Consider the following 18,961-nt stretch of genomic DNA (forward strand, 5'->3'; position numbering starts at 1 on the left):
TTCGGCGCCCTCTGTTTTTTTCAGACCTTACATGTTCGGATAGTTCGGCCCGCCGCCGCCTTCCGGCGTGACCCAAACGATGTTCTGCGTCGGGTCCTTGATGTCGCAGGTCTTGCAGTGCACGCAGTTCTGCGCGTTGATTTGCAGGCGCTCGCTGCCGTCGTCGGACTTGACGAACTCATACACCGCGGCGGGGCAATAGCGGCCTTCCGGTCCCGCATACGTGCGCAGATTCACGTTGACCGGCACGCTCGGATCTTTCAGCGTCAGGTGCGCCGGCTGATTCTCCTCGTGATTCGTGTTCGAGATGAACACCGACGAGAGACGGTCGAACGTGAGCTTGCCATCGGGCTTCGGATAGACGATCGGCTTGCACTGAGAGGCCGGTCTCAGCATCTCGTGATCCCAGTGCTGATGATGCAGCGTCCAGGGTACGTTGCCGCCCATCACTTTCTGCTCCAGGCCGACCATGAAGGTGCCGAGGTACAGGCCCTTGCTCATCCACTGCTTGAAGTTGCGCGCGCGATGCAATTCGGTCTTGAGCCAGGACGTATCGAACGCTTCGGGGTAGGCCGCGAGCTCGTCGTTCTGACGGCCCGCCTGCACCGCATCGAACGCGGCTTCGGCCGCCATCTTCCCGGACTTGATCGCCGCGTGGCTGCCCTTGATGCGCGATGCGTTCAGGAAACCCGCGTCGTCGCCCGCAAGCGCGCCGCCCGGGAACGCGAGCTTTGGCAGCGACATCAGGCCGCCTGCGGTGATCGCGCGCGCGCCGTAGGAAATGCGCTTGCCGCCTTCGAGGAACGGCCGGATCGACGGATGCGTCTTGTAGCGCTGGAATTCCTCGAACGGCGACAGATACGGATTCGAATATCCCAGCCCGACGACGAAGCCCACTACCACCTGGTTGTTGTCCATGTGATAGAGGAACGAGCCGCCGTAGGTGTCGGGCTCGAGCGGCCAGCCGGCGGTGTGGATCACGAGACCCGGCTTGTGCTTGGCCGGATCGATTTCCCACAATTCCTTGATGCCGATGCCGTAGACCTGCGGATCGGCGTTCTGATTGAGGTTGAACTTCGCGATGAGCTGACGCCCGAGATGCCCGCGCGCGCCTTCGCAGAAAAGCGTGTACTTCGCGTGCAGCTCCATGCCGAGCTGGAAATTCTCGGTGGGCTCGCCATCCTTGCCGACGCCCATGTTTCCGGTGACGACGCCGCGCACCGCGCCATCGTCGCCGTACAGCACTTCGGCGGCTGGAAAGCCTGGGAAAATCTCGACGCCGAGCGCTTCAGCCTGCTGCCCGAGCCAGCGCGTGACATTGGCGAGCGAGATGACGTAGTTGCCGTGATTCTTGAAGTTGTCGGGAAGCAGCCAGTTCGGCACCTGCTTCGCGCCGTCCTGCGACAGAAACAGGAAGCGGTCTTCGGTCACTTCGACGTCGAGCGGCGCGCCTTTTTCCTTCCAGTCGGGAAGGAGCTCGGACAGGCCGCGCGGGTCCATCACCGCGCCGGAGAGAATATGCGCGCCGATTTCGGAGCCTTTTTCCAGCACGCACACGCCGATCTCGACGCCTTTCTCCTCCGCCAGTTGCTTCAACCGGATGGCCGCCGACAAACCGGCTGGTCCGCCGCCGACGATGACGACGTCGTATTCCATCGATTCGCGGGGACCGTATTGCTCGATGAGGCTCGCCGGGGTCATCAATGCTCCTATGTGCCGTTAGAATGCCCTTTCGGGATCGCGTATTGTCAGGGAAGGTCAGGCGGGCTGCAACCGAAGCCCGTCTATTTCGCACGATCGTACTATTATTCGCGGCATCCGCGCTATCGGTGTCGACACTAGCAGCCCGCCAAAGCCACGCCTTCGTGCGCGACAGGGCTGAGTCAACCATAAAACAAGGAAGCACAATGGGCCGTTCGATCAACCTGGAAGGCAAGGTCGCGCTGATCACCGGCGCGTCCAGTGGTTTGGGCAAGCGTTTCGCGCAGGTGCTGTCGTCGGCGGGCGCCAAAGTGGTGCTCGCGAGCCGCCGCACCGAACGTCTGAAGGAGTTGCGCGCCGAGATCGAGTCGTCGGGCGGCGCGGCGCACGTGGTCTCGCTCGACGTGACCGACTACCAGAGCATCAAGGCCGCAGTCGCGCACGCGGAGACGGAAGCGGGTACCATCGACATCCTCGTCAATAACTCGGGTGTGTCGACCACGCAGAAGCTGACGGACGTCACGCCCGCCGACTTCGAATTCGTCTTCGGCACGAACGTGCGCGGCGCGTTCTTCGTCGCTCAGGAAGTCGCCAAGCGCATGATTATGCGCGGCAACGGCCCGGCCAAGCCGGCGTATCGCATCATCAACGTGGCGTCGGTGGCTGGCCTGCGCGTGTTTCCGCAAATCGGCGTGTACTCGATGAGCAAGGCGGCCGTCGTGCAGATGACCAAGGCGATGGCGCTCGAATGGGGCCGCCACGGCATCAACGTCAACGCGATCTGCCCGGGTTATATCGACACCGAGATCAACCATCATCACTGGAAGACCGAGCAGGGCCAGAAGCTGATTTCGATGCTGCCGCGCCGCCGCGTGGGCTCGCCGGAAGATCTCGACGGGCTGCTGCTGCTGCTCGCCGCCGACGAATCGCAGTTCATGAACGGCTCGGTCATTTCAGCAGACGATGGTTTCTCGCTCTGAACTTTTGCGAACCCACGTAATGACCACCGACAACACTTTTCACCCTGTCTTCGACCTGTCCATGCCGATCCGCTGGGGCGACATGGACGCCTTCGGGCACGTCAACAACACCGTCTATTTCCGCTATATGGAGCAGGTGCGCATCTCGTGGTTCGAGCATATCGGCATCGCGGGCGGCAACGGCGAAGGGCAGGGACCGGTGATCGTGAACGCGTCGATGGAGTTTCTGAAGCAGCTTCACTATCCCGGCGACGTGATCGGCCGCATGTCCGTGGGCAAGCCCGGGCGCAGCAGTTTCGACACGCGCTTCGAGCTCTGTCGCGCCGATGACCGTGCGACGCCCTACGCGCGCGGCGCGGCGAAAATCGTGTGGATCGATTACGCGGCGGGCAAGTCGGTGCCGATTCCCGATCTTCTGCGCCGGATCATCGAGACCGCCGCGCCGCTCACGTGCTGAATCACGGCCTGAAGAATCACGACCCGAGCAGCCGTTGCAAGAGCTCGGTCGCGTTGCCCGTGTCGTACTTTCTCATGAGCTTCGCGCGGTAGATGTCGACCGTGCGGGGGCTGATGTCGAGCACGCGGCCAATCTGTTTGCTCGTCTTGCCCGTCACGAGCTGCGCGGCGATTTCCCGTTCGCGCGGCGTCAGCTCGATCGCGACCCGCCGCGTCGCGCTCAAATCCTCGAACGTCCAGACGCCCGCCGCGTGCGGCGCGGCCTGATCGAGCGCGCGTCCCGTCACGTGGCACCAGAACAGTTCGCCGTTCTTGCGCTTCATGATGCGGTCGTCGCTATACGTGCCTTCCTTGCTGATGTTCGCGGCAATCCGTCCGCCGATGCGCGCGAACTCGTCCGGCGATGGATAAATCACCTCGAACGACTTGCCGATGAGCGCCTCACGCGTGTAGCCGAAGATCGCGCAGAGTTGCTCGTTGCAGTCCTCGATGGAGCGCTCGCGCGAAAGCACGAGCCCGACGGGGGCGAGTTGAAACGCGGTTTGATAATCCAGTGCACGCATGTGAAATCGGTCGCGCGAACGCCTGCGTTTCGTGGCGGAAAGCCGCCGGGAACCAAACGGGCGCGGGCAATGACTTATGTATTTTTGCGTATTGTGCCGGATCGACCGGCCAAAGTACTCTTGTGCCACGCCAAAAAAGCCGCCCGGCGCGCATGACAGCGCCACGGCGGCATCAATAAGCCGATTTTCAGTTGGTTTCAAACATGGAAGGGACATTCAGATGAACAAGGTCTATCCCAGCGCGAAGGCTGCGCTCGAGGGCATCGTCAAGGACGGGCAGACGTTCGCCGTCGGCGGTTTCGGGCTGTGCGGCATTCCCGAAGCGCTCATCGCCGCGCTGCGCGACACGGGCGTGAAAGGCATCACCTGCATCAGCAACAACGCGGGCGTCGACGGCTTCGGCCTCGGTCTCCTGCTGGAGACGCGCCAGATCAAGAAGATGATTTCGTCGTACGTCGGCGAAAACAAGGAGTTCGAGCGGCAATATCTCGCCGGCGAACTCGAGCTCGAATTCACGCCGCAGGGCACGCTCGCCGAGAAGCTGCGTGCGGGCGGCTCGGGCATTCCGGCATTCTTCACGAACACCGGCTTCGGCACCGTGATCGCCGACGGCAAGGAAACGCGCCAGTTCGGCGAGAACCATTACGTGCTCGAGCATTCGTTGACGGCCGATGTCGGTCTCGTCAAGGCGTGGAAGGCAGACAAGTCCGGCAACCTGATTTATCGCCGCACGGCGCGCAACTTCAACCCGATGTGCGCGATGGCGGGCAAGATCACCGTCGTCGAAGTTGAAGAAATCGTCGAGATGGGCGAGCTCGATCCGGACGCGATCCACACCCCCGGCATTTTCGTGCAGCGCATCGTGCTGAATGCGCATCCGGAAAAGCGCATCGAACAACGCATCGTCCGCGCGAAAGGAGAGTAATCATGGCTTGGACTCGTGACCAGATGGCCGCGCGCGCGGCGAAGGAACTGCAGGACGGCTTCTATGTGAACCTCGGCATCGGTTTGCCGACGCTCGTCGCCAATCACGTGCCGGACGGCATGGAAGTGTGGCTGCAGTCGGAAAACGGCCTGCTCGGCATCGGCCCGTCGCCGTATGACGAAGAAGTCGACGCCGATCTCATCAACGCCGGCAAGCAGACCGTGACGACGTTGCCGGGCTCTTCGATCTTTTCATCGGCGGATTCGTTCGCGATGATCCGCGGCGGCCACATCAACCTGGCGATCCTCGGGGCGATGCAGATCAGCAAGAAGGGCGATCTTGCCAACTGGATGATCCCCGGCAAGATGATCAAGGGCATGGGCGGCGCGATGGACCTCGTCGCCGGCGTGAAGAAGGTCGTCGTGCTGATGGAGCACGTCGCGAAGGGCGACCAGCACAAGATTCTCGAAGAATGCACGCTCCCGCTGACGGGCGTGGGCGTCGTGAATCGCATCATCACGGATCTCGGCGTGATTGATGTCGTCGACGGCGGGCTGAAGCTCGTCGAACTGGCGGACGGCGTCAGCGTCGAGGAAATCCAGAAGAAGACGGGCGCACCGCTCGATGTATCGAGCGTGAAGTGACCTCGACGTGACATGAACGCCGTTTGCGCGGCGCGAGCACATAAAAGGCGGGCGGAGCTTTCGGGCTGCGCCCGCTTTGCTTTTGGCGCGACGGCCGCATATGAGCTGCATGTGCCGAAGGCATCGCCCGTTCGGCCAACGCCCGCTCGACTTGAGGGAAGGCGCTTTACAATCGTTTGGACTCTTCCACGAGGAAATCCCATGAGCACACCGATCGTCGTCGAAACCGTTCATTCAGATTTGAGCGAGCCGCGCCAGCGCTTCGTGCAGTGCGCGAGCCCCGCGGGGCTGCATCGCATCGCCTATACGGAATGGGGCGATCCGGCGAACCCGCGCGTGCTGCTCTGCGTGCACGGCCTGACGCGCTCGGGGCGCGACTTCGACAGGCTCGCGCAGGCGCTCGCGCATGACTATCGCGTGGTGTGTCCGGACGTCGTCGGGCGCGGCCTGTCCGACTGGCTCGCCGATCCGCGTTATTACGGCGTGCCGCAGTATGTCGCCGACATGATCACGCTGATCGCGCGCCTGAACGTGGAGACGGTGGACTGGTTCGGCACGTCGATGGGCGGACTCATCGGCATGGCGCTCGGCGGCCTGCGGAACACGCCGGTCAGGAAGATGCTGCTCAACGATGTCGGACCGCATATCGAGCCCGTCGCGCTCGAGCGCATCGGAGAATATCTCGGCAAACCGGCGCGCTTCGCGTCGCTCGACGAAGGCGTTCGGCATGCGGCGGCGCTCGCGGCGTCGTTCGGGCCGCTGACCGACGAGGAATGGGCGAGCATCAACACGCCGCTGCTGCGCGAGCGCGACGACGCCTGGGGCTTTCGCTACGACCCGGGCATCGCGGTGCCTTTCACGTCGGCCACCGACGAGCAGAATGCGGCCGGCGAGGCGTTCCTGTGGCAATCGCTTGCATCGATCCGAACGCCGGTGCTCGTCGTGCGCGGCGAGACCTCCGACTTGCTGTCGCGCGAGACGGTCGCGCAGATGGTCGAGAAGGGCCAGGCCGTGACGAGCGTCGAGATTCCGGGCGCAGGGCATGCGCCGGCGTTTCTTGCCGCGGATCAGATCGCCGTCGCCAAGGGGTTCTTCCTCGGCGATGGCGGCAGCGGGGCATAATATTGGGCTGAGCGTGCGTCGTTCAGCACCGTTTCCACTTCAACGATCAGGAACACACAATGGCAGTCATTCGTCACCACGTCGGCCCGCGCCTGTCCGAGATCGCGATCCACAACGGCACGGTGTATCTCGCCGGCCAGATCGCCGAGGACACGGATCAGGACATCGCCGGACAGATGCGCGAAGTGCTCGGCCACATCGACCGCTTGCTCGAAGAAGCGAACAGCGACAAGTCGCATCTGCTGTCGGTGCAGATCTATATCGCCGACATGGTCCATTTTCCCGGCATGAACGCCGTGTGGGATTCGTGGGTCGCTCAGGACAACTCGCCGCCGCGCGCCACGGTGGAATCGAAGCTCGCCAATCCGGCGTGCCTCGTCGAAGTCGTCGTGATCGCTGCCCAACGTACCTGAACGTGGCAGATCGTTCGTATCGCCTTATGTAGTGGCATCACCCGCATGACCGAGACCGCCATCTCCGCCGAAACCCTGCCCGAGCCGTCCATCGACGACGCGCTCGCGTTCGTGCGCGAGCACGCGAAGGATGCGCGTGTCTCGACGGGCGAACTGCTCGCCGATCACGCGGTGGGCACCGCGCGCATCATGCAGACGCTCAACGTCGATGCGCACGCGGTCGCGGCGGCGGCGCTGTTCGTGCTGGCGCCGCATCTCGACGATCCGGACAAGATCATCGCCGAACGTTTCGGCCCGGAAGTGCAGCGGCTCGTCGGCGATGTGAGGAAGCTCTTGCGGCTCGGTTCGGTCAGCTCGCGCGCCACGCTCGCGGAACTGCCCGAGAACACGCGCGATGCGCAGGCCGCGCGCCGCGCGCAGGTCGAGGCGCTGCGCAAGATGCTGCTCGCGTTCGCGCAGGACATCCGCGTGGTGCTGATCCGGCTCGCATCGCGCGTGCAGACGTTGCGTTATCACGCCGCGCACAAGACCGATCCGTCGCCCGACGTGCCGCGCGAGACGCTGGAAATCTACGCGCCGCTCGCCAATCGGCTCGGCATCTGGCAACTGAAGTGGGAGCTGGAGGATCTGTCGTTCCGCTTCGAAGATCCGGTCACGTACAAACGCATCGCGAAACTGCTCGACGAGAAGCGCGTCGAGCGCGAGAGCTATGTGACCGAGGCGATCGCGCGACTGCAGAAAGAGCTCGACACCGCCCACATCAAGGCGGACGTGAGCGGGCGGCCGAAGCACATTTACAGCATCTGGAAGAAGATGCGCGGCAAGCAGCTCGACTTCTCCGAGCTGAACGACGTGCGCGCGTTTCGCGTGATCGTCGGCGACATCAAGGACTGCTACACCGTGCTCGGCATCGTGCACAACCTGTGGCAGCCGGTGCCGCGCGAGTTCGACGACTACATCTCGCGGCCGAAGCCCAACGGCTACAAGTCGCTGCATACGGTCGTCATCGGCGACGACGGGCGCGCGTTCGAAGTGCAGATTCGCACTTACGAGATGCATCAGTTCGCCGAGTACGGTGTGGCTGCGCACTGGCGCTACAAGGAAGCGGGCGCGCGCGGCTACGCGGGCCAGGTGACGGCGAGCGAGAAATACGACGAGAAGATCGCGTGGCTGCGTCAGCTTCTCGCATGGAAGGACGATGTCGAAGGCGAACATGGCGGCGAGCAGCGGGGCTGGCAGCATCTGCGCGACGCCACGCTCGACGACGATCATATCTACGTGCTCACGCCGCAGGCGCGCGTGATCGCATTGCCGCAGGGCGCAACGGCCGTCGATTTCGCCTATCACCTGCACAGCGAGCTCGGGCATCGCTGCCGGGGCGCGCGCGTCGACGGCGCGATGGTGCCGCTCAACACGCCGCTCTCGAACGGGCAGACGGTCGAGATCGTCGCGGTGAAAGAGGGCGGCCCTTCGCGCGACTGGCTCAATCCGCAACTCGGCTATCTGCACAGCGCGCGGGCGCGGCAGAAGGTGCGGTCGTGGTTCCTCGCGGCGGACGCGGCGGAGAACATCGCGGCTGGACGGACGATCGTCGAAAAGACCTTGCAGCGCGAAGGCAAGACCTCGGTCAGCCTGGAGCAGCTCGCGGCGAAGCTCGGCTTCAAGACGCCGGAAGAGCTTTACGCGGTCGTCGCGAAGGAAGAGTTCAGTCTGCGCAACATCGAGCACGCGCTCTCCGACACGCCGCCGCCCGAGCCCGAGCCGGAAGCGCCCGAGCAGTTCGAAAAGCGCAGCAGCGGGCAGAGCGTCGCGCACGGCGCATCGACGGGCGTGCTCGTGGTCGGCGTCGATGCGCTCCTCACGCAACTCGCGCGCTGTTGCCGTCCGGCGCCGCCCGATGCGATCGCCGGCTTCGTCACGCGCGGCAAAGGCATGTCCGTCCACCGCACGGATTGCGCGACGTTCAAGCGCATGTCGCAGCGCTCGCCGGAGCGCGTGCTGCACACGACGTGGTCCGCGGACGTGATGAACGGCCGTGGATCGTCGGTGTATCCGGTGGATCTCGCGGCGGAATCGGCGGATCGGCAAGGCTTGCTGCGCGATATCTCCGAAGTGTTCGCGCGCGAGAAGATCAATGTGATCGGCGTGAAGAGCCAGAGCCGCCGGAATATCGCGTATATGCAGTTCACCGTGGAAGTGTCGAATGCCGCGCAGATTCAACGCGCCTGTACGCTGCTCGGCGAAGTGCAGGGCGTCATTCGCGCGTCACGGCGAGCATAATCGGGCGGCATTGAACGGATCGGCGAATATTTTCCAATTTTCTGAAGATAAGCACTTGCCAAGATCTGAAACGCTCCATATAATCTCACTTCTTTCAGGCTCGTAGCTCAGCTGGTTAGAGCACCACCTTGACATGGTGGGGGTCGTTGGTTCGAGTCCAATCGAGCCTACCAACGAAAACGAAGCTTCGGCGGGTGTAAATCTCCGAGGGTTCAAACCGCAAGAAGCGCTCAGCGCAAAAGGCGAAAAAAATGGCACGTCGAACGTTGACCGATACAAAGTCGGAACGACGCCAGTCGAGGACCTAATTCGCCTTCTGCCAATTTGTTTCGCGGTAAGTGTGAAAAGTGAATGCGGCCCCTCGATAGCGGGGCCGCATTTTTTTTGCCTTGCGATTTTCGAAACGGAGATCGCAAGGCAATGCTTAATCGAAATCGCCCGGCGTGCGCCGGCGTCTTGGAGAACGATATGGTTTCGGTACGTTTGCCTGATGGGTCGGTCCGACAATACGACCACCCGGTGACCGTCGCGGAAGTCGCGGCATCGATCGGCGCGGGCCTCGCCAAGGCGGCGCTGGCCGGCAAGCTCAACGGTGAACTCGTCGACACCTCGTTTCTGATCGACAAGGATTCCTCGCTCGCCATCGTCACGGACAAGGACCCCGAGGGGATCGATGTCGTGCGCCACTCGGCTGCGCATTTGCTCGCCTACGCGGTGAAGGATCTGTTCCCCGAGGCGCAGGTGACCATCGGGCCGGTCATCGACAACGGCTTCTACTACGACTTCTCGTACAGCCGTCCCTTCACGCCCGAAGACCTCGAAAAGATCGAAAAGCGCATGCAGGAACTGGCTCAGAAGAATGAGCCGGTGTCGCGCCGCGTCGTAACGCGCGACGAGGCCGTCGAGTACTTCAAGAGCATCGGCGAAGCGTACAAGGCTGAGATCATCCAGTCGATTCCGGAAAGCGATGAGATCCGGCTTTACTCGCACGGCAATTTCATCGACCTGTGCCGCGGCCCGCACGTGCCGTCGACCGGCAAGCTGAAGGTTTTCAAACTGATGAAAGTCGCGGGCGCATACTGGCGCGGCGACTCGAAGAACGAGCAGCTCCAGCGCATCTACGGCACCGCGTGGACGAAGAAGGAAGATCAGGACGCGTACCTGCACATGCTGGAAGAGGCCGAGAAGCGCGATCACCGCAAGCTCGGCAAGCAGCTCGACCTGTTCCATCTGCAGGACGAGGCGCCGGGCATGGTGTTCTGGCATCCGAAAGGCTGGTCGCTGTGGCAGCAGGTCGAGCAATACATGCGCCGCCGCGTGAACGAGGCCGGCTATCTCGAAATCAAGACTCCGATGGTGATGGACCGCTCCCTGTGGGAAGCGTCGGGCCACTGGCAGAACTATCGTGAAAACATGTTCACGACCGAATCGGAAAAACGCGACTACGCCATCAAGCCGATGAACTGTCCGGGCCACGTCCAGGTGTTCAACCACGGGCTGCGCTCGTACCGCGATCTGCCGCTGCGCTATGCAGAGTTCGGCTCGTGTCACCGCAACGAGCCGTCGGGCGCGCTGCACGGCCTGATGCGCGTGCGCGGCTTCGTCCAGGATGATGCGCACATCTTCTGTACCGAAGACCAGTTCATCGCGGAGTCGATCGCCTTCAATACGCTGGCGATGAGTGTGTACAAGGATTTCGGATTCGATCACATCGACATCAAGCTGTCGCTGCGTCCGGAACAGCGCGCCGGCACCGATGAAACCTGGGATCGCGCGGAGCAGGGCCTGCGCGAGGCGCTCACCGCCTGCGGCCTGAAGTGGGAAGAACTCGCGGGCGAAGGCGCGTTTTACGGTCCGAAGATCGAATACCACATCAAGGATGCGCTCGGCCGCTCCTGGCAGTGCGGCACGCTGCAGCTCGATATGGTGCTGCCGGAGCGTCTCGGCGCGGAGTACGTCGCCGAGGACAACAGCCGGCGCCGTCCGGTGATGCTCCACCGTGCGATCGTCGGTTCGATGGAGCGTTTCCTCGGCATTTTGATCGAGCACCATGCCGGTGCAATGCCGCCGTGGCTCGCCCCGATCCAGGCCGTTGTGCTGAATATTGCCGAAAGTCAGGCGGAATATGCCGGAAATCTGACCCAATCGTTGCAAAAACAAGGGCTTAGAGTGGAGTCCGATTTGCGCAATGAGAAGATTAGCTATAAAATACGGGAGCACACGCTGCAAAAGGTTCCCTATTTGCTGGTCGTCGGGGACAAGGAGCGTGATGCGCAAACCGTAGCCGTGCGTGCTCGTGGCGGTGTCGATCTGGGCGTAATGCCGGTCGACGCATTTCTGGAGCGCCTGCATCAGGAAGTGCGGGCGTTCAAGTAAGTCACTCGCAGCGCGGCTTGTTTTTTAATCTTTAGAGGAAACGTAACATCGCTACTGATAAGTCGTCACATCGCATCAACGGTGAGATTACCGCACCGGAAGTGCGCTTGGTCGGAGTGGACAACGAGCCGCTCGGAATCGTGAAACTGGCCGAGGCTTTCCGCCAATCGGAACAGCTCGACGTGGATCTCGTCGAAATCGCGCCGCAGGCTTCGCCGCCTGTCTGCCGTTTGATGGATTACGGCAAGTTCAAGTACTCGGAAGCGAAGAAGCAGCACGAGGCGAAATTGAAGCAGAAGATCGTGCAGGTGAAGGAAGTCAAATTCCGCCCCGGCACGGATGACGGTGACTACAACGTCAAGCTTCGTAACCTCACGCGCTTCCTCGAAGACGGCGACAAGACGAAAATCACGTTGCGTTTCCGCGGTCGCGAAATGGCGCACCAGGAAATCGGCATGCGCATGCTCGAACGTCTGAAGACGGATCTGGACGAATACGGTCAGGTCGAGCAGATGCCGAAGATGGAAGGGCGCCAGATGATCATGGTGCTTGCCCCGAAGAAGAAGGCTAAGTAAGGCAAGCAGTAAGACGATGGATCGCGCGCCGTCGCAAGGCGGCTGGCGCGGCATTGTCGGAAGTTTCAGAGGGGCGTCGTTTCTGCGGCGCCGCTCATGAAGAGCGGCGGCTCGAAAGAGCCGAACGCACACAAGTGGAGCGTGGGTTTCGAAGGGCGGGAAGGGATCTGGCCAGTAGAGGAAGATCAGCCGCACACCCATGACCATCTAATAAACTGGAGTTGTTTCATGCCGAAGATGAAGACCAAGAAGAGTGCTGCAAAGCGCTTCGTGGTGCGTCCGGGCGGTACCGTCAAGCGCGGTCAAGCGTTCAAGCGCCACATTCTTACCAAGAAAACCACCAAGAACAAACGCCATCTGCGTGGCTCCACGGCCGTTCATGATTCCGATCTGAACTCCGTTCGCGCAATGCTGCCGTTCGCCTAACCTCATCTAACTTAAGGAGAGCAACATGCCTCGAGTAAAACGTGGGGTTACCGCACGGGCCCGTCACAAGAAGATCATCCGTCTGGCCAAGGGTTACCGCGGCCGTCGCAATAACGTCTATCGCATCGCCAAGCAGGCGGTCATGCGCGCAGGCCAGTACGCCTACCGCGATCGCCGCAACAAGAAGCGTGTGTTCCGCGCACTGTGGATCACGCGTATCAACGCGGCGGTGCGTCAGCATGACATGACCTACAGCGTGTTCATCAACGGCCTGAAGAAGGCGTCGATCGAACTCGACCGCAAGGTTCTGGCTGACATGGCTGTGTTCGACAAGGCCGCTTTTGCTGCGATCGTGAAGCAGGTGAAAGCCGCCGTTGCAGCCTAATTGCGAGATTAGTACTGCGTGGTTCGCCTCTTCGCCGCCAAGCTGTTGAGGGCGGCGACAAGGTAGAAAACGGGGCTCTCACCGAGCCCCGTTTTTGTTGGTCGGACGGTTTTGCGCATGGCTTGCACCGGTTTTCATCGACTCAGGCCACGCCCAAAACCGAACTTAGTCAGAACTTCGAAAAGATGGGATCAATGGATCTGGACCAGATTGTCGCCGACGCGAAAAGCGCCTTTGAACACGCCGCCGATACCACCACGCTCGAAAACGAGAAGGCGCGGTTTCTCGGCAAGTCCGGCGCGCTGACCGAATTGCTGAAGGGATTGGGCAAGCTCGATCCGGAAGCGAAGAAGACCGAGGGCGCGCGCATCAATCAGGCGAAGCAACAGGTCGAGGGTGCGCTCAACGCGCGCCGTCAGGCACTCGCCGATGCGCTCCTGAACCAGCGTCTCGCGGCCGAAGCCATCGACGTCACGCTGCCCGGACGCGGCGCGGGCGCCGGCACGCTGCACCCGGTCATGCGCACGTGGGAGCGCGTCGAGCAGATCTTCGGCACGATCGGCTTCGACGTGGCGGACGGCCCTGAAATCGAGACCGACTGGTACAACTTCACCGCGTTGAACAGCCCCGAGAACCATCCGGCGCGCTCGATGCAGGACACGTTCTACGTCGACGGCAAGGACGCCGATGGCCGACCGCTGCTGCTTCGCACGCACACGAGCCCCATGCAGGTGCGCTACGCGCGCATGAACAAGCCGCCGATCAAGGTTATCGTGCCGGGCCGCACGTATCGTGTGGACAGCGACGCCACGCATTCGCCGATGTTCAATCAGGTCGAAGGTTTGTGGATCGAAGAGAACATCAGCTTTGCCGATCTCAAGGGCGTCTATACCGATTTCCTCAAGAAGTTTTTCGAGCGCGACGACATTCTCGTGCGCTTCCGTCCGTCGTATTTTCCGTTCACGGAGCCGTCCGCCGAAATCGACATGATGTTCGAGCACGGCAAGAACGCGGGCAAATGGCTGGAGATTTCCGGTTCCGGCCAGGTGCATCCGACCGTCATCCGCAACATGGGCCTCGATCCGGAGCGCTACGTCGGCTTCGCGTTCGGCAGCGGCCTCGAACGTCTGACGATGCTGCGCTATGGCGTGCAGGACTTGCGTCTGTTCTTCGAGAACGACCTGCGCTTTCTGCGCCAGTTCGCCTGAAGCCCGCGGTGTTCGGCGTTCAAGAGAACCCCGAACGAGACTCCAAACACATCGAACGTAGACACACATGCAATTCCCAGAATCCTGGCTCCGCAGTTTCGTCGATCCCAAGCTCTCCACCGACGAACTCGCGCACGCGCTGACGATGGCCGGTCTTGAAGTCGAAGACCTGCGTCGGGTCGCGCCGCCGACCGCGAATATCGTCGTCGGGCAGGTGCTCGAAGTGGCGAAGCACCCGAACGCCGACAAGCTCAATGTCTGTCAGGTCGATGCCGGCACGGGCGAAACGTTGAACATCGTGTGCGGCGCGCCCAATGTGTCGCCGGGCATCAAGGTGCCGGTCGCGCTCATCGGCGCGGAACTGCCGCCGGCCGAAGCGGGCGGCGCGCCGTTCGTCATCAAGCCGACGAAGCTGCGCGGCGTCGATAGCCAAGGCATGTTGTGCTCGGCGCGCGAGCTCAAGCTGTCGGAAGATCACAGCGGCTTGCTGATTCTGTCGGCGGATGCGAAGGTCGGCCAGGACATCCGCGAGGCGCTCAATCTCGATGACACCGTCTTCGAAATCAAGCTCACGCCGAACAAGGCGGATTGCCTGTCGGTGTTCGGCGTCGCGCGCGAGACGGCGGCGATCACCGGTGCGCCGTTGCAGCCGCTGGACATGCCCGCGGTCGAAACGAAGCTCGATGAAAAGCTGCCGGTCAAGGTGCTCGCGCCCGATCTGTGCGGCCGCTTCTCGGGCCGCGTGATCCGCGGTGTGAACGCGCACGCGAAGACGCCGCAATGGATGGTCGAGCGTCTCGAGCGCTCGGGCCAGCGCAGCATTTCCGCGCTCGTCGACATCTCCAACTACGTGATGCTCGAACTCGGCCGTCCGACGCACGTGTTCGACCTGGACAAGATCCACGGCGCGATCGAAGTGCGCTGGGGCAGGAAGGGCGAGTCGCTCAAGCTGCTCAATGGCAACACCGTCGAGCTCGACGAAACCGTCGGCGTGATCGCGGACGATCGTCACGTCGAAAGTCTCGCGGGCATCATGGGCGGCGACAGCACGGCCGTCGCGCTCGACACGACCAACATCTATCTGGAAGCCGCGTTCTGGTGGCCGGACGCGATCCGCGGCCGCGCGCGCAAGTACAACTTTTCGACCGATGCCGCGCATCGCTTCGAGCGTGGCGTCGATTATTCGACCACCGTCGAGCATATCGAGCGCATCTCGCGCCTGATTCTCGACATCTGCGGCGGCGAGGCCGGTCCTGTCGACGATCAGATCGTCAATGTGCCCGAGCGCAATCCGGTGTCGATGCGCGTGTCGCGCGCGCATCGCATCATCGGTGTGGAGATCGGTGCAGAAGAGATCGCGCAGATCTTCACGCGCCTGAACCTCGCGTTCGAGCGCGACGGCGACACCTTCAAGGTCACGCCGCCGCCGTATCGCTTCGATATCGAGATCGAGGAAGACCTGATCGAAGAGGTCGCGCGCATTTACGGCTTCGAGAAGATTCCTGCACGTCCGCCGGTTGCGCGCAGCGAAATGCGCGCCACGAACGAGACGAAGCGTTCGATCCACACGCTGCGCCACGCGGTGGCCGCGCGCGACTATTCGGAGACGGTGAACTTCAGTTTCGTCGATGCCGATTGGGAGAAGGACTTCGCCGGCAACGACACCCCGATCAAGCTGCTGAACCCGATCGCGAGCCAACTCTCGGTCATGCGCACGACCACGTTCGGCAGCCTTATCGAAGTGCTGCGCCATAACCTGAACCGCCGCGCAGAGCGCATTCGCGTGTTCGAGGCGGGGCGCGTGTTTCATCGCGATCCAGCCGTGAAGGCGGGCGAACTGGCGGTCGAAGGTTTCGCACAGCCGAAGATGATCGGCGGCCTTGCCTACGGCCCGGCGCTTGAGGAGCAGTGGGGTGCGGCGTCGCGCAACGTCGACTTCTTCGACGTGAAGGGCGATGTCGAGGCACTCTTCGCGCCGGTCGCGCCGCGCTTCGTGAAGGCCGGGCATCCGGCGCTGCATCCGGGACGCAGCGCGCGTATCGAAGTGGCGGGGCGCGCGGTCGGCTGGATCGGCGAACTGCATCCACGCTGGCTGCAGAAATACGACCTGCCGAATGCGCCGATCCTCTTCGAAATCGAAGCTGATGCGCTGATGGAACGCGCGTTGCCCGCGCCGTCCGAAGTATCGAAATTCCCGCCGGTGCGGCGAGATATCGCGATTGTCGTGGATCAACACGTGCCCGTTCAGGCGCTCCTCGACGAGCTCGAAAACGCTCGCTCGGAGACCGCTTGCAGACACGTCACGAGGGTTGCGCTTTTCGATGAATTTCGTCCAAAATCAAATACTTCCGGTGGCTTGGGAGCGCACGAGAAAAGTCTTGCCTTCCGTGTAACGTTGCAAGATACTGGCGGCACGCTTCAGGACGAAACGGTCGATACGGCCATCAAAACACTGGTGGATCGCCTGGCTCGAGTACACGGCGCGCGGTTGCGCGGATAGCCTGCAGTTGGCCCGTCCGTTTCAACCGCCAAGTCTCAAACTGGCAAGCGCCGTCTTACCGATATGAACCAAATGAACTCGAGTGATTTCGAAGCCCTTCTTTCGGCGCAGCGTAGCGCCATGACCCGAGATACCCAGACCTCGAGCGCACCCGGCGACACGCCCACGCTCACCAAAGCCGAGCTGGCTGAGATGCTGTTCGACCAGGTTGGTCTGAACAAGCGCGAAGCCAAGGACATGGTCGAAGCCTTCTTCGAAGTCATCCGCGATGCGCTGGAGAGCGGCGAGAGCGTCAAGCTGTCCGGTTTCGGCAATTTCCAGTTGCGCGACAAGCCTCAACGTCCGGGCCGCAATCCGAAGACGGGCGAGGCCATTCCTATCGCCGCGCGGCGGGTCGTCACGTTTCACGCAAGTCAGAAGCTGAAGGCGCTGGTCGAAACGGGCGCGGAGACGGATCTCACTCGCTGATCTCGCCTCGGCGCGTAGACGTCCGCGCGCCACGCTCTTTTGCCCACCGCGCTTCAATCGACATCACTTATAACGATGGTTGATCGACGATGGAAAAAGTCGTCTTGCCTCCGATCCCCGCCAAGCGTTACTTCACGATTGGCGAAGTCAGCGAGTTGTGCGGCGTCAAGCCTCACGTGCTGCGCTATTGGGAGCAGGAGTTCACGCAGCTGAGACCGGTCAAGCGGCGCGGCAATCGTCGCTACTATCAGCACCACGAAGTCTTGCTGATCCGGCGCATCCGCGAGTTGCTCTATGAACAAGGCTTCACGATCAACGGCGCGCGCAACCGGCTCGATTCCCAAGGGCGCGCGAATGGCGACGAGGCCGAGATAGCCGAAGCGCAAGGTTCGGCGCAAGCGCAGCCGGGCGTCGATGTCGATCAGTTGCGCAAGGAAATTCTTCAGGTGATCGACTTGCTGGGCCGATGAGCGCCTCGATCATCCACGCTACGATGCCGCGATTCGTCGCGGCATTTTTTCGTCCCGATGATGCGCGGTACTGTGTCTGCAAGCGCAGTCGTTGCCTGCGGTTTCAATACTCGATGGCAGAGCGGATGCGCTTTTTCGAGCGGACTGCCGCCTGAGAATGGCGATCGGGCATCGTGATGTTGATCGACCAATAGACGATGCTCGGCCCGACGCCCCAGGGCGGATAGATACGCCAGTCGCCGGCGCCGTGATGGAAGAAATAAAGCGCGAATACGCCGCCCGGCTTCGGCGCGCTCACGCACACGTAGCGGCTGCCGCCAGGATAGATACGCCCGAAACGGGTGACGCGCGCACGGCTTGCCGGATCGAACCATCTCGCGACTTCAGTGCGCAAGGCAGATGAGGTTCGATCGCTTTGGATGCGCCGCGGTTGCGCGAGCGCGGAAACAGACAGAGGCATGAGGCGCCGTTCCTTACGTGTCACCTGAAGACTAGGCCTTAAATCACTGACACACAAGCATTTTTTCAGAATTAAAGTCTGATCAAAAACGGCGCCGCGCGGGCCTCCTAGATGCTCAAGCCCATCATCGCGGTGGTGTTCGTTACGGCTTCGTCCTGGGCGCGCACCTTGAGCATCGCGTCGGCCAGGCGGTAGTAGAGTTGGGCGCGCTCTTCCAGCAGCGTGGACGATGCATCGTACGGCAAGGCTTCGTCGGCCATGTCGCCTGCCAGCGCCTGGCCTGCGAAATAGTCTCGCAGTGACATGCCATAGTTGCTGTTGCCGGGAAATGCGCGTGGGTTGTTGAGCTTGTTATACGCCATTGTTTTTGCTCGCCATGTTCAGTACGACGGCCGGGATGGGCCAATGAAAAAAGGCTCTCCGGCAGAAGCCGGAGAGCCTTTGATTTCTGGTCGGGGCGAGAGGATTTGAACCTCCGACCACCTGCACCCCATGCAGGTACGCTACCAGGCTGCGCTACGCCCCGAAAGAGCGAAATTATATCAGAGAGAAACGAATAGTAGAACTGCTTCGATGCATATCGCGATTGAACTCGACACATTCACTCGCGGGGCGTGAGCGCATCCATCCCGACCGGAACGAGGCGACGTTTCGTCCTGCGCCAGACATTGACCCGGTCACCGATCCTCGTGCGCTCGTGCGCGAACCGCTGACGCCTGCGGAACCGCCAGGCCAGCAGCAGCGCTATCGCGCATGGGATCACATACGCCAGGATGCGCTCGCTCCACGCGGTCCGCGATCCGAAGGTGTCGTACTGCGTGCGCTCATGGAAGTGCGCGGACGCGAAGATGATCGTCAACGCGAAATCCAGCAGCATCGCGGCGGTGCACAGGACGAGAAAGAGCAGTGCGCCGTTCCACGTCAACGAAGCCCGACTCGCGTTCAGTGTGTGGCAAATGAAAAGCGCCACGCCCAGCAAAGCCAGATTGAATGCCAGGGGAAGCCAGGG

General features: G+C 62.0%; 20 protein-coding genes and 2 tRNA genes. 16 read left to right on the forward strand and 6 right to left on the reverse strand.

All coding sequences use genetic code 11. The annotated features are described in order from the left end of the window. Nucleotides 1-27: 27 nt before the first annotated feature. Nucleotides 28-1,701, reverse strand: coding sequence for an electron transfer flavoprotein-ubiquinone oxidoreductase (locus tag AWB75_RS13365; protein ID WP_061124560.1), 1,674 nt, complete (start codon nucleotides 1,699-1,701; stop codon nucleotides 28-30). A 206-nt stretch (nucleotides 1,702-1,907) separates the two neighbouring features. Here AWB75_RS13365 and AWB75_RS13370 point away from each other — a divergent pair, with 206 nt between their 5' ends. Both AWB75_RS13370 and AWB75_RS13375 read left to right on the forward strand, forming a co-directional pair. Continuing rightward, the gene (locus AWB75_RS13370) at nucleotides 1,908-2,681 is read left to right on the forward strand and encodes an SDR family oxidoreductase (RefSeq protein WP_061124561.1); all 774 of its coding nucleotides are present in this window, start codon (nucleotides 1,908-1,910) and stop codon (nucleotides 2,679-2,681) included. Between the two features lie 19 nt (nucleotides 2,682-2,700). After that, nucleotides 2,701-3,138 (forward strand): acyl-CoA thioesterase, encoded by a 438-nt coding sequence (locus AWB75_RS13375; RefSeq protein WP_061124562.1) that lies wholly within the window; start codon nucleotides 2,701-2,703, stop codon nucleotides 3,136-3,138. Nucleotides 3,139-3,154: 16 nt separating this feature from the next. Here AWB75_RS13375 and AWB75_RS13380 read toward each other — a convergent pair whose 3' ends face one another. Then, a complete protein-coding gene (locus tag AWB75_RS13380) occupies nucleotides 3,155-3,700 on the reverse strand; it encodes a LuxR C-terminal-related transcriptional regulator (protein ID WP_061124563.1) in 546 nt (181 codons plus the stop codon). 220 nt (nucleotides 3,701-3,920) lie between these two features. Here AWB75_RS13380 and AWB75_RS13385 point away from each other — a divergent pair, with 220 nt between their 5' ends. The 14 genes from AWB75_RS13385 to AWB75_RS13450 all read left to right on the forward strand — a co-directional run bounded on the left by AWB75_RS13385 (nucleotide 3,921) and on the right by AWB75_RS13450 (nucleotide 17,492). Beyond that, a complete protein-coding gene (locus AWB75_RS13385) occupies nucleotides 3,921-4,625 on the forward strand; it encodes a CoA transferase subunit A (protein WP_061124564.1) in 705 nt (234 codons plus the stop codon). A gap of 2 nt (nucleotides 4,626-4,627) precedes the next feature. Beyond that, on the forward strand, nucleotides 4,628-5,269 hold the full coding sequence (locus AWB75_RS13390) for a CoA transferase subunit B (RefSeq protein WP_061124565.1): 642 nt from the start codon (nucleotides 4,628-4,630) through the stop codon (nucleotides 5,267-5,269). Between the two features lie 201 nt (nucleotides 5,270-5,470). Further along, nucleotides 5,471-6,391 (forward strand): alpha/beta fold hydrolase, encoded by a 921-nt coding sequence (locus AWB75_RS13395; RefSeq protein ID WP_061124566.1) that lies wholly within the window; start codon nucleotides 5,471-5,473, stop codon nucleotides 6,389-6,391. Nucleotides 6,392-6,450: 59 nt separating this feature from the next. Then, on the forward strand, nucleotides 6,451-6,804 hold the full coding sequence (locus AWB75_RS13400; RefSeq protein ID WP_061124567.1) for a RidA family protein: 354 nt from the start codon (nucleotides 6,451-6,453) through the stop codon (nucleotides 6,802-6,804). 45 nt (nucleotides 6,805-6,849) lie between these two features. Beyond that, nucleotides 6,850-9,084 carry a RelA/SpoT family protein gene (locus tag AWB75_RS13405; RefSeq protein ID WP_061124568.1) on the forward strand — a complete coding sequence of 745 codons (2,235 nt, stop codon included), beginning with the start codon at nucleotides 6,850-6,852 and terminating at the stop codon, nucleotides 9,082-9,084. A gap of 96 nt (nucleotides 9,085-9,180) precedes the next feature. After that, a tRNA-Val gene (locus tag AWB75_RS13410) sits at nucleotides 9,181-9,257 on the forward strand. 295 nt (nucleotides 9,258-9,552) lie between these two features. After that, complete coding sequence (thrS, locus tag AWB75_RS13415) at nucleotides 9,553-11,460, forward strand: threonine--tRNA ligase (protein WP_061124569.1); 1,908 nt, start codon at nucleotides 9,553-9,555, stop codon at nucleotides 11,458-11,460. A gap of 47 nt (nucleotides 11,461-11,507) precedes the next feature. Further along, entirely contained in the window at nucleotides 11,508-12,035 is a 528-nt protein-coding gene (infC, locus tag AWB75_RS13420; protein ID WP_074171343.1) for a translation initiation factor IF-3, read from the forward strand. A 228-nt stretch (nucleotides 12,036-12,263) separates the two neighbouring features. Then, nucleotides 12,264-12,461, forward strand: coding sequence for a 50S ribosomal protein L35 (gene rpmI / locus AWB75_RS13425; protein ID WP_006052501.1), 198 nt, complete (start codon nucleotides 12,264-12,266; stop codon nucleotides 12,459-12,461). Nucleotides 12,462-12,486: 25 nt separating this feature from the next. Then, nucleotides 12,487-12,846: a 50S ribosomal protein L20 gene (gene rplT / locus AWB75_RS13430; protein WP_008350196.1), complete on the forward strand. Its 360-nt coding sequence runs from the start codon at nucleotides 12,487-12,489 to the stop codon at nucleotides 12,844-12,846. 194 nt (nucleotides 12,847-13,040) lie between these two features. Continuing rightward, nucleotides 13,041-14,054 carry a phenylalanine--tRNA ligase subunit alpha gene (gene pheS / locus AWB75_RS13435; protein WP_061124571.1) on the forward strand — a complete coding sequence of 338 codons (1,014 nt, stop codon included), beginning with the start codon at nucleotides 13,041-13,043 and terminating at the stop codon, nucleotides 14,052-14,054. Nucleotides 14,055-14,121: 67 nt separating this feature from the next. Beyond that, nucleotides 14,122-16,554 (forward strand): phenylalanine--tRNA ligase subunit beta, encoded by a 2,433-nt coding sequence (gene pheT / locus AWB75_RS13440; RefSeq protein ID WP_061124572.1) that lies wholly within the window; start codon nucleotides 14,122-14,124, stop codon nucleotides 16,552-16,554. Nucleotides 16,555-16,617: 63 nt separating this feature from the next. After that, a complete protein-coding gene (locus tag AWB75_RS13445) occupies nucleotides 16,618-17,022 on the forward strand; it encodes an integration host factor subunit alpha (RefSeq protein WP_014191071.1) in 405 nt (134 codons plus the stop codon). Between the two features lie 89 nt (nucleotides 17,023-17,111). Then, nucleotides 17,112-17,492 carry a MerR family transcriptional regulator gene (locus AWB75_RS13450; protein ID WP_061124573.1) on the forward strand — a complete coding sequence of 127 codons (381 nt, stop codon included), beginning with the start codon at nucleotides 17,112-17,114 and terminating at the stop codon, nucleotides 17,490-17,492. 103 nt (nucleotides 17,493-17,595) lie between these two features. On the opposite strand, the gene AWB75_RS13455 is transcribed toward AWB75_RS13450, so the two are convergent. The 4 genes from AWB75_RS13455 to AWB75_RS13470 form a co-directional block, all read right to left on the reverse strand. Further along, a complete protein-coding gene (locus AWB75_RS13455; protein WP_143746432.1) occupies nucleotides 17,596-17,952 on the reverse strand; it encodes a hypothetical protein in 357 nt (118 codons plus the stop codon). Between the two features lie 107 nt (nucleotides 17,953-18,059). Then, nucleotides 18,060-18,314 carry a hypothetical protein gene (locus AWB75_RS13460; protein WP_061124575.1) on the reverse strand — a complete coding sequence of 85 codons (255 nt, stop codon included), beginning with the start codon at nucleotides 18,312-18,314 and terminating at the stop codon, nucleotides 18,060-18,062. An 87-nt stretch (nucleotides 18,315-18,401) separates the two neighbouring features. Next, a tRNA-Pro gene (locus tag AWB75_RS13465) sits at nucleotides 18,402-18,478 on the reverse strand. Between the two features lie 75 nt (nucleotides 18,479-18,553). Beyond that, entirely contained in the window at nucleotides 18,554-18,877 is a 324-nt protein-coding gene (locus AWB75_RS13470; protein WP_235012090.1) for a hypothetical protein, read from the reverse strand. Between the last annotated feature and the right edge of the window lie 84 nt (nucleotides 18,878-18,961).

Origin of the sequence: Caballeronia catudaia (assembly GCF_001544755.2) — a bacterium.
In the GTDB taxonomy this organism is placed as follows: domain Bacteria; phylum Pseudomonadota; class Gammaproteobacteria; order Burkholderiales; family Burkholderiaceae; genus Caballeronia; species Caballeronia catudaia.

What these genes read in the sequence shown, in the direction of transcription:
- rpmI (WP_006052501.1), top strand. Translation starts at nt 12,264, where the DNA reads ATGCCGAAGATGAAGACCAAGAAGAGTGCTGCAAAGCGCTTCGTGGTG.
- AWB75_RS13400 (WP_061124567.1), top strand. Translation starts at nt 6,451, where the DNA reads ATGGCAGTCATTCGTCACCACGTCGGCCCGCGCCTGTCCGAGATCGCG.
- AWB75_RS13445 (WP_014191071.1), top strand. Translation starts at nt 16,618, where the DNA reads ATGAACCAAATGAACTCGAGTGATTTCGAAGCCCTTCTTTCGGCGCAG.
- AWB75_RS13380 (WP_061124563.1), bottom strand. Translation starts at nt 3,700, where the DNA reads ATGCGTGCACTGGATTATCAAACCGCGTTTCAACTCGCCCCCGTCGGG.
- AWB75_RS13390 (WP_061124565.1), top strand. Translation starts at nt 4,628, where the DNA reads ATGGCTTGGACTCGTGACCAGATGGCCGCGCGCGCGGCGAAGGAACTG.
- AWB75_RS13395 (WP_061124566.1), top strand. Translation starts at nt 5,471, where the DNA reads ATGAGCACACCGATCGTCGTCGAAACCGTTCATTCAGATTTGAGCGAG.
- AWB75_RS13370 (WP_061124561.1), top strand. Translation starts at nt 1,908, where the DNA reads ATGGGCCGTTCGATCAACCTGGAAGGCAAGGTCGCGCTGATCACCGGC.
- AWB75_RS13365 (WP_061124560.1), bottom strand. Translation starts at nt 1,701, where the DNA reads ATGACCCCGGCGAGCCTCATCGAGCAATACGGTCCCCGCGAATCGATG.
- AWB75_RS13450 (WP_061124573.1), top strand. Translation starts at nt 17,112, where the DNA reads ATGGAAAAAGTCGTCTTGCCTCCGATCCCCGCCAAGCGTTACTTCACG.
- thrS (WP_061124569.1), top strand. Translation starts at nt 9,553, where the DNA reads ATGGTTTCGGTACGTTTGCCTGATGGGTCGGTCCGACAATACGACCAC.
- pheS (WP_061124571.1), top strand. Translation starts at nt 13,041, where the DNA reads ATGGATCTGGACCAGATTGTCGCCGACGCGAAAAGCGCCTTTGAACAC.
- AWB75_RS13460 (WP_061124575.1), bottom strand. Translation starts at nt 18,314, where the DNA reads ATGGCGTATAACAAGCTCAACAACCCACGCGCATTTCCCGGCAACAGC.
- AWB75_RS13375 (WP_061124562.1), top strand. Translation starts at nt 2,701, where the DNA reads ATGACCACCGACAACACTTTTCACCCTGTCTTCGACCTGTCCATGCCG.
- pheT (WP_061124572.1), top strand. Translation starts at nt 14,122, where the DNA reads ATGCAATTCCCAGAATCCTGGCTCCGCAGTTTCGTCGATCCCAAGCTC.
- AWB75_RS13405 (WP_061124568.1), top strand. Translation starts at nt 6,850, where the DNA reads ATGACCGAGACCGCCATCTCCGCCGAAACCCTGCCCGAGCCGTCCATC.
- AWB75_RS13455 (WP_143746432.1), bottom strand. Translation starts at nt 17,952, where the DNA reads ATGCCTCTGTCTGTTTCCGCGCTCGCGCAACCGCGGCGCATCCAAAGC.
- rplT (WP_008350196.1), top strand. Translation starts at nt 12,487, where the DNA reads ATGCCTCGAGTAAAACGTGGGGTTACCGCACGGGCCCGTCACAAGAAG.
- AWB75_RS13385 (WP_061124564.1), top strand. Translation starts at nt 3,921, where the DNA reads ATGAACAAGGTCTATCCCAGCGCGAAGGCTGCGCTCGAGGGCATCGTC.